The organism is Vibrio sp. 10N.222.48.A3, assembly GCF_041475345.1.
Classification (GTDB): domain Bacteria; phylum Pseudomonadota; class Gammaproteobacteria; order Enterobacterales; family Vibrionaceae; genus Vibrio; species Vibrio tasmaniensis_A.
The window spans coordinates 1-7,847 of record NZ_JBFRVX010000439.1 but is presented as its reverse complement, the minus strand read 5'-3'; the positions used below and the strand labels follow the sequence as shown (position 1 = coordinate 7,847).

Here is a 7,847-nt window from a genome sequence, read left to right as displayed (position 1 = left end):
TACTGTGATTGGTATAAAAACAAGAAAGCCTGCTTTTACGCAGGCTTTCGTTGTTATGAACTAATGGTTATTAGAAAGCAGTGATTAGAACTTGTAGTTCAAGCCAACTGAGACGATGTATTGTGATTCATCGTAGAAGGTAATGTTCGAGTCGCTGGTGCCGTAGCCCGCAAGCGAAACAAACGACCAGTTTTCCCAGTCCATGAATTGATCATATTCATACGCGGCAAATAGGTTGATGTTGTCGTCGCTGCGCTTCTTGCTGTAGATAGGGTTGCTTGCATCGTAAGAGCGTTGGTTATAGCCCGCTGTTAGTGCGTATTGGTGACGACCCATACCGCCAAACAAACTCACTTCACCGCCAAACTGTTCATAAGAGGCAGCTTTGCCATCGGCAGAACTTGATTGGTAAATCAATGATGGTACTAACATCATGGTGCGGTTGATTGGTTGACGGTACTGACCTTTCAGGTAGAAAGTATTGGCATCACGCTGTAATTCTTCTCTAACCCGATCATCTTCCACATCTTTGGTGGCGTAGGCCATGTCTAACGAGAAAGCAGACCCCGCAATGCTACTTAGTTTCACACGAAAGGCATTGCCTGTTTCATCCGTTTTGGTGCGACCTGAAGTGGTGTTGTACGGGTCGGCCCAAGTCTCACCTGACATGATAGTCGGCAAAAGTGAAGCGTCGATGGTCATGCCTGACTCTAGTTGGTATTTATAACCAACCTCAAGCACGACAGTACCTGTTGCTACGTCATCACGAGTGGTACCTGTGTATACCTGGTGATTCAATTTCTCGCCAAAGGTGTAAGCAATACTGCCTAAAGGAGCGACAAGAAATGAGCTTTCAGATGAGGCTTTCTGGTTAATGGACGAAATGGTGCTATTAGCATCGGTATTAAAGTTTGAGGTGGAAGAGGTAACCCCTGTATTAATAGAGATTTCACCACTGAAACCTTGTTCGTCTGCAAGCTTGGCAAAAGCAGGAGAGGCTGCAATGCTCAGTGCCAAAAGCGTTATTTTTATTTTCATTCAAAGGCTCCTTGCCTACCAGTTCTTAGGACTGGATATTGATATCAGTAAAGCACAACGTTTTCAGGATGATTGTTTATCTATGAATCTTTTTGAACTAGTGCAAAAAAGGAAGCCGAAGCTTCCTTTAATCAATACGTTACTTCTTAAGTAGAAAGTTAACGAGCTCGAAGTACTCATCGAGAGAGCTAATACCTTGAGCGTCTACTAGGTAGCGGTTGTTAACGACGACCGCAGGAACACCAGAAAGACCGCTGTCTTTGAATGCTTTGTCGAAGCGGCGAACCATAGAGTCGACTGCAAAGCCGTTGTATGCCGCATCGAATTTCTTAGCATCAACGCCTTCGTCTAGGAAGATTTGACGCAATTCTTCTTCATCGCGTGGTGGCTTGTTCATGGTGTGGATGCGGTTAAACATCACTGGCACCATTTTATCTTCAACTTTCAGTGCAATCATGGTTGCGTAAGCTTTGCTCATTGGCAGACCCATGTTGCCACCCATGAATGAAACATGGTTCTTCTGTAGCTTAGCGTCTTTTGGTAGCTGTTGTTTTAGCTGCTGGATGATTGGTTCAAAGCTATTACAGTGTGGGCAGTAGAAAGAGAAGAACTCTGTCACCATTGGTTTTTTTGATGCTTCTAGATCGAGAACTTTGTAGTGTTCACCTTCGTTAAATTTCGCAGCGTGAGCTGAAAGGCTCAACATGATCAATGAGAAAAATGCGAATAGCTTTTTCATTTATCCAATCTCCATTATGTTTGAATTTTTATCTAGTTGTGTTGCGATTGCTGTTACCACTGAGGCATTAACGAAAGTGGTGGCTCTTGCAGGGTAGCAATTTGCTCTTTACAAGCAAGTACTTGTTGCTCCCAATATTTTGGATCATTAAACCATGGGAAGGCTAGAGGAAATGCAGGATCGTTCCATCGTTTCGCCAACCATGCCATGTAATGCACCATACGTAGACCGCGTAGTGGTTCGATTAGTTTCAGTTGCGCGGTATTAAAATCGCAAAATTCTTGATAGCTCTCTAGCAGAATATCCAGTTGCATTAGCTTATCTTGACGCTCGCCGTTAAGCAGCATCCACAAATCTTGTATCGCAGGGCCGTTACGTGCGTCATCAAGATCGACGAACATTGGCCCGTCACGCCATAAGATATTGCCTGGGTGGCAGTCACCATGCAGGCGGATATTTTCAATATTGCTTGGCCACTGGCTCTCTAGCTCTTTGATCAGAAGGTCGACATCATTGAAGAACGCGTTCTCTAGGTGTGTCGGGATAAACTGAGAGTTATCTAGAATTTTACGTGGTTGATAAAGGTATTCATCTAAGCTGATGGTTGGGCGATGTTGGAATGTTCTTCCTGCGCTGGCTTTATGAATACGCCCAAGAAAACGTCCAACGCCTTCCAATTGGTCTAGATTGTCGACTTCGTACTGTCTGCCACCAACACTTTCAAATAAGGCAAATAGGTAGCCTTGATATTCATGTAAGGTTGCGCCATTGATTCGCATTGGAGGTGCAACTGGCATCTCTTGTTCGATAAGCTCGAGTGCGAAGTCATGCTCTTCTTGGATCTGTGCTTTGTTCCAGCGCTGCGGACGATAAAACTTAACGACGTAGCGTTTACGGTCTTCATCGGTGAATTGATACACTCGATTTTCGTAACTGTTGAGAGCGAGAAGCCCGGATTCAGCACGGACTCCAATACTCTCCAGTGCGTACCACATGAAGTCGGGAGTCAGGTTATCAAAGTTAAAGGCTTGCATCGTCATAGAATAAAAAAGGCTCATTACTGAGCCTTTTTCCATTTATTGGGTTGTTATACCTAGCACTAAGGTGACTGGTATCAGAGCTTCTTGATAAAGCGGCTTTCGACTTTCATCGTAAACTCTTCATTATCCGAGAGTATAAACTGAATTGTCGAAACTGGTGAGCTCAGTTTTTCTGGATCGACGCCCAAACTGATAGGAAGGTTTAAAACCTCACCAGGGTCTACGGTAATCTTTTGTTTACCGTACCAGATAGAATCCGGTAGCCCGCTGACATCAAGTTTGTACTCTTGCTCTTGCTGAGTCTTGTTGATGACTTTCAAGTTGTAAGTATTTTCGACAAGCCCTTGGCTATTGATTCTAAATAGTTGGTTTCTATCGCGCAGAACGCTTAAGCCTGCAGGATCAACACTCGCGATTTGTGCGAAAAACAGCCCCAACATAACGATCAGTATTACGCCATAGCCCAAGAGCTTAGGACGCATCACCTTGGTTGAGTGCCCCTCAAGCCTATGTTCGGTGGTGTAGTTGATCAGACCTTTCTCATAACCCATACGTTCCATGGTGTTGTCACAAGCATCAATACACGCGCCACAGTTAATACACTCGTATTGCAGACCATCACGAATATCGATACCCGTCGGGCACACTTGAACGCATAAATTACAGTCAATACAGTCGCCTAGCCCAAGTTCTTTTGGATCGGCTTTACGAGAGCGAGGGCCGCGGCTTTCACCTCGCTCAGTGTCGTAACCCACGATGAAGGTATCTTTATCGAACATTGCCGATTGGAAACGCGCGTAAGGACACATGTGCAGACAAACAATAGAACGCATCCATCCCGCATTCGCATAAGTACACCCAGCAAAGAACAATACCCAAAACACCGGCCAGAAAGTCGAGTTAAAGGTAAAGAAGCCAACCACCAGTTCTTTGATTGGGATGAAGTAACCGACAAAGGTTAAGCCCGTCGCAATCGCAATCGCCCACCATGCGATGTGCTTGATGGTTTTTCTGAGAATTAAATTGCTCGTCAGTTTGCCTGAGTCTTGCTTTCTTCGCTTATTGGCAGCGCCTTCCAGTTTCTCTTCGAACCAGATGTACATGAAGGTCCAGACGGTTTGTGGACACAGGTAGCCACACCAGACTCGCCCTAAGAAGGTGGTTATGAAGAACAAGCCAAACGCCGCAATCATGAAGAGGATAGCGAGTAGCGTTAGATCTTGTGGGTATAGGGTTGTACCAAAGAAGTTGAACTGTTGGCTGCCGATATCGAGCAAGATCGCTTGTCGCTCACCAAATGGGATCCATGGGATAAGCGCAAAAAGTAAAAGTAAGAACCAACCGCCATAACGGCGCAGTTGTTGGAATTTACCTTTGCTTTCTCGAACATAGATTCGGTTACTTGGGTTAAATCGATCTCCATTACCTTTATGTGTTTTTGGGTTAAAGGTTTTAGGAGTCACATCTTTGATATCGATTTTATCCTGACTCATGGACTATCCTTTTTGTGGCTTGTTTGCCCGGTTAACTCGAGCATGACGACATTACTTGAAAGTATGGTTTAGAGAACCTGTAGAAATTGAGTTTGGTGCATTTATTGGTATCGCACTCACTCTTATTATTTTAGAAGATTCTTATGGATGGCGATTATAGCGACAATCTTGTTCTCATTTCTTTAACGCTATCAACCTTTAACAACAAAAGTCATAACAGTTGTGACGAAAAAATAGCGAACAGAAACAAAAAAGCGACCGAGTGGTCGCTTTTAAACATTGAGTTTTTTATCTATACGGCAATTGAGCCCTAAATAAATAGGCGACTAAAGAAGGCCACGTGCTTTTAGAATTGCGGTTTTGAAATCATCTTCTTGGTCTTTTTTAAGACCTGGGATCATTTCATCTTTTTCGCTATTACGCATTTTTAGATGGTAGATAAGAACATCGTCAGTTAGCTCTTCAAGCTTACCTTGGTAGCCCGCTTCTTTTGATAGCTTAATGATGAACTCTAATAGGTTAAGCTCTTGATCTTTCTGCCACTCAGGCTCCATCAGTTCAAGCAGTTCTTCAATGCGGTGACACTTCATACTTTATTTCTCCACAAATTTTATAATGATTTGTGGCTAAGGTATCAAATCGGGTAGGGAATACCAATGTGTAAACACATTTCAAGATGGGAGCGGGCAAGAAAAAAGCGCAGTAAAAACTGCGCTTTTTGTTAAGCGGCTTTAATTACTTTTGTTGCAGTCGGTGCTAATAAAGCAGCCTTCTCAACGAGAGTCATTGTAGGAGCCAATTTCTTAGCCGTTGGAGCAGCAACAAAGCCACTACGACGACGCATCGCACTACGGTTGGTGTGCGAGAACCTGACAGCTGTTGGGCGCATTAATTTACCTAACGGTCAGGCATATCCATTGCCAATCTAATGGCCTGATTTATCATGAGCTCCGCCTCAATTGCTTGAAGAGTCACTCGTCTGGCTTTCGCCAATCCGAAAAATAAATCAGGATAATGATATGCATGCATATCAAGGGTTAGATTATCACTATCTAAGTTATCGATCGACGCCTGAGTGATAATTAAACGATATTAGAGCTAAAATAGTGTGAGCAGTATATTTGAGTTTGAACCTCTTTCAGGCTTAAGATGATGCTTTAAAGGAGGTGCATATGTCGTTCTTAAAGAAAACGTTAGCAAGTTTTGGAATTGGATCTGCCAAGGTGGATTCTGTATTGCAACAGGAAGTGCTTTATCCAGGTAAGAAGGCGAGCATTATTGTACATGTCTACGGAGGCGCTCAGCCGCAGGAGATCGATAACATTGATCTCAACTTATGCTGTCGCTACGTCAAAGAAGTTACCGCGAACTCGCAAGGGCAAGAGGGCGGTCATAAACGCCGAATGCACCAGACATACTCGCTGGCAAAATGGAGCTTGCCGTATGCCTTTGTGATTCAACCGGGTGAAACCCGTGACTTTGAATGTGAGTTTGATGTGCCACTGAACACACCGGTTACGATTGGTGATTCAAAGGTATGGCTGGAAACCGGGTTGGATATTGCGATGGCGATTGACCCATCGGATAAAGACACCTTAACGGTTCGTCCCGACCCACTGCTCGATGGTATTTTTAACGAGCTTGAAGCTCAAGGCCTGCGTATTCGTCAAGTGGAATGTGAAGCGGTCAAAGGCTTTGAACTGCCGTTTGTACAAGAGTTTGAGTTTGTGCCGACGACGGGTCCTTATCATGGCCGTTGGCGTGAATTGGAAGTGGTGGCTCATCGTGATGAAACAGAGCTGAAGTTGTGGTTCGAGATTGATAGAAATCGCGATGGTGCAAAAGGCATGTTAGCTAGCTTGCTAGGCGTTGGTAAGCTACAGCGTCAATTGAGTGTGCCACTGGATACCTCACCACAAGATGCTGGCAAGATGGTACTTGAATATCTAGATAACGCCTCTTAGTTCCTATAATCCTTTATTTAACTCTTTGGTTATTTAGTTTTGGATCTTTTAGCCTCATTTCATATTTCAGGCGTTATTAGTGTCATAAAAGGTGTCATAAAAATTTAAGCTTACACGTGTAAGCTTAATGTGCAATACTGGGTCAATCGAACATTTACTCTAGTAGGATATTCATGTCTGCATCATCAGCCAGCGAATACAGTGACATCGAAGAACGCGCTAATGCAATAACCCATGGCTTGGGCGTTGTGCTCGGCGTGGTTGGTCTGATCTTGCTGCTTATTCGTGCGTTTGATTACCAAGCCGACATGCTAACTGTTGCTAGTATGGCGGTGTATGGCAGCAGTATTATTCTGCTCTTTATCGCCTCCACGTTATACCACTCGATCACCACTGAGAAAACCAAGCGCTTACTCAAAACCCTTGACCACTGTGCGATTTATTTGTTGATTGCAGGCAGTTACACGCCGTTTCTCTTAGTGGGCTTAAGAACCCCATTGGCTATGGGTTTGATGGCGGTGATCTGGGGGATTGCGCTGGTGGGCATCATCATGAAGATAGCCTTCGTTTATCGATTCAAGCGTTTATCGCTGTTCATTTACCTAGCGATGGGTTGGCTATCTTTGATAGTTGTTTATCAATTAGCGATGAATATCGATATAGGTGGTTTGGTGTTACTGGCAGTTGGCGGAGTGATTTACTCGCTGGGTGTGATTTTCTATGTGGCAAAACGCATCCCTTATAACCATGCCATCTGGCACTTGTTTGTATTGGCGGGCTGCGCTTGCCATTTCTTCGCTATCTATCTGTTTGTGACACCAGTTTAGTTTTGATTGAACCGGTATGCCCCTAACGGGTAGAAACGTCAGTGATCTCCACGTCTATTTTATATTCAGGATACTTATCAACATCGATCGCTAAGTATTTACCTTCTGCCGAAGTTTGTGGTCGAAGGTAGGTATCAGCAAGGCGCTTAATGGATTGCCAAGTGTTGATACTGCCTTGATGCAGCAGCTCACCCGTTGGTGAGTAGACTGTGATATTTAGCGTAACTAGCACAACGGCTTCTGTGCTTTGGTTAGTGACTGAAATAGGTAAGATTAGCTGTTCATTCTCGTAGAGTCCTGCCCCAATCAAAACGTCCACACCTGATTTGGAAAGCTGCAAGCTTGGCTTGGTGTCTCCAATCTTGATTGTGGTACCGCGTGTGTTTTTGGCTACAGGAATACTCGTCAATGCTGACTCTGCATTCGATGATGCGTTACTCACATACTGCCAAGTAAAATCGTCTTTTAGTAACACTTGCTTGCCATCAGACAATGTGACCATTTGATCAGCAAAGGCAGAACTTACGAATACTGAGTTTGCGAGCAATGCGCTAGCGAGAAGTACGTATGATTTCATCTGTGTTTCCTTAAATATTCGCGGAATTAGCGTCGCCAAAAGGCTGGGAAAAATAGAACAATGAGCGTCAGTATCTCGAGTCGTCCCATTAGCATGCCTAAACTTAGCAACCATTTAGCGGCGTCTGGCAGTGGAGCAAAGTTCCCGGTTGGACCGATCACGCTGCCCA

General features: G+C 44.3%; 9 protein-coding genes and 1 pseudogene. 2 read left to right on the top strand and 8 right to left on the bottom strand.

Annotation, left to right across the window (positions count from 1 at the left end):
- Positions 1-84: 84 nt before the first annotated feature.
- The 6 genes from AB4653_RS13400 to AB4653_RS13375 all read right to left on the bottom strand — a co-directional run bounded on the left by AB4653_RS13400 (position 85) and on the right by AB4653_RS13375 (position 5,199).
- Complete coding sequence (locus AB4653_RS13400; protein WP_009848109.1) at positions 85-1,038, bottom strand: DUF2860 domain-containing protein; 954 nt, start codon at positions 1,036-1,038, stop codon at positions 85-87.
- Between the two features lie 139 nt (positions 1,039-1,177).
- Positions 1,178-1,777, bottom strand: coding sequence for a thiol:disulfide interchange protein DsbA/DsbL (locus AB4653_RS13395; RefSeq protein WP_009848108.1), 600 nt, complete (start codon positions 1,775-1,777; stop codon positions 1,178-1,180).
- Between the two features lie 53 nt (positions 1,778-1,830).
- Positions 1,831-2,817, bottom strand: coding sequence for a serine/threonine protein kinase (locus AB4653_RS13390; protein WP_102258034.1), 987 nt, complete (start codon positions 2,815-2,817; stop codon positions 1,831-1,833).
- Positions 2,818-2,891: 74 nt separating this feature from the next.
- Positions 2,892-4,310 (bottom strand): cytochrome c oxidase accessory protein CcoG, encoded by a 1,419-nt coding sequence (ccoG, locus tag AB4653_RS13385; RefSeq protein WP_009848106.1) that lies wholly within the window; start codon positions 4,308-4,310, stop codon positions 2,892-2,894.
- Positions 4,311-4,636: 326 nt separating this feature from the next.
- A complete protein-coding gene (locus AB4653_RS13380; RefSeq protein WP_009848104.1) occupies positions 4,637-4,900 on the bottom strand; it encodes a YihD family protein in 264 nt (87 codons plus the stop codon).
- Between the two features lie 131 nt (positions 4,901-5,031).
- Complete coding sequence (locus AB4653_RS13375; RefSeq protein ID WP_009848103.1) at positions 5,032-5,199, bottom strand: hypothetical protein; 168 nt, start codon at positions 5,197-5,199, stop codon at positions 5,032-5,034.
- 283 nt (positions 5,200-5,482) lie between these two features.
- Between AB4653_RS13375 and AB4653_RS13370 the strand changes: the two genes are divergently transcribed.
- Both AB4653_RS13370 and AB4653_RS13365 read left to right on the top strand, forming a co-directional pair.
- Positions 5,483-6,274: a sporulation protein gene (locus AB4653_RS13370; protein WP_009848102.1), complete on the top strand. Its 792-nt coding sequence runs from the start codon at positions 5,483-5,485 to the stop codon at positions 6,272-6,274.
- A 173-nt stretch (positions 6,275-6,447) separates the two neighbouring features.
- Positions 6,448-7,101, top strand: coding sequence for a hemolysin III family protein (locus AB4653_RS13365; RefSeq protein ID WP_009848101.1), 654 nt, complete (start codon positions 6,448-6,450; stop codon positions 7,099-7,101).
- A gap of 22 nt (positions 7,102-7,123) precedes the next feature.
- Here the strand turns inward: AB4653_RS13365 and AB4653_RS13360 are convergent, their stop codons facing one another.
- Together AB4653_RS13360 and AB4653_RS13355 are read right to left on the bottom strand one after the other, a co-directional pair.
- Positions 7,124-7,678 carry a DUF3157 family protein gene (locus tag AB4653_RS13360; RefSeq protein ID WP_009848100.1) on the bottom strand — a complete coding sequence of 185 codons (555 nt, stop codon included), beginning with the start codon at positions 7,676-7,678 and terminating at the stop codon, positions 7,124-7,126.
- Between the two features lie 26 nt (positions 7,679-7,704).
- A pseudogene (locus AB4653_RS13355) lies at positions 7,705-7,847 on the bottom strand (potassium transporter TrkH); the annotation flags it as partial.

Excerpts from the sequence above, each read along its gene's own strand:
- AB4653_RS13380 (WP_009848104.1), bottom strand. The coding sequence starts at position 4,900 with ATGAAGTGTCACCGCATTGAAGAACTGCTTGAACTGATGGAGCCTGAG.
- AB4653_RS13395 (WP_009848108.1), bottom strand. The coding sequence starts at position 1,777 with ATGAAAAAGCTATTCGCATTTTTCTCATTGATCATGTTGAGCCTTTCA.
- AB4653_RS13360 (WP_009848100.1), bottom strand. The coding sequence starts at position 7,678 with ATGAAATCATACGTACTTCTCGCTAGCGCATTGCTCGCAAACTCAGTA.
- AB4653_RS13370 (WP_009848102.1), top strand. The coding sequence starts at position 5,483 with ATGTCGTTCTTAAAGAAAACGTTAGCAAGTTTTGGAATTGGATCTGCC.
- AB4653_RS13400 (WP_009848109.1), bottom strand. The coding sequence starts at position 1,038 with ATGAAAATAAAAATAACGCTTTTGGCACTGAGCATTGCAGCCTCTCCT.
- ccoG (WP_009848106.1), bottom strand. The coding sequence starts at position 4,310 with ATGAGTCAGGATAAAATCGATATCAAAGATGTGACTCCTAAAACCTTT.
- AB4653_RS13375 (WP_009848103.1), bottom strand. The coding sequence starts at position 5,199 with ATGCGCCCAACAGCTGTCAGGTTCTCGCACACCAACCGTAGTGCGATG.
- AB4653_RS13390 (WP_102258034.1), bottom strand. The coding sequence starts at position 2,817 with ATGACGATGCAAGCCTTTAACTTTGATAACCTGACTCCCGACTTCATG.
- AB4653_RS13365 (WP_009848101.1), top strand. The coding sequence starts at position 6,448 with ATGTCTGCATCATCAGCCAGCGAATACAGTGACATCGAAGAACGCGCT.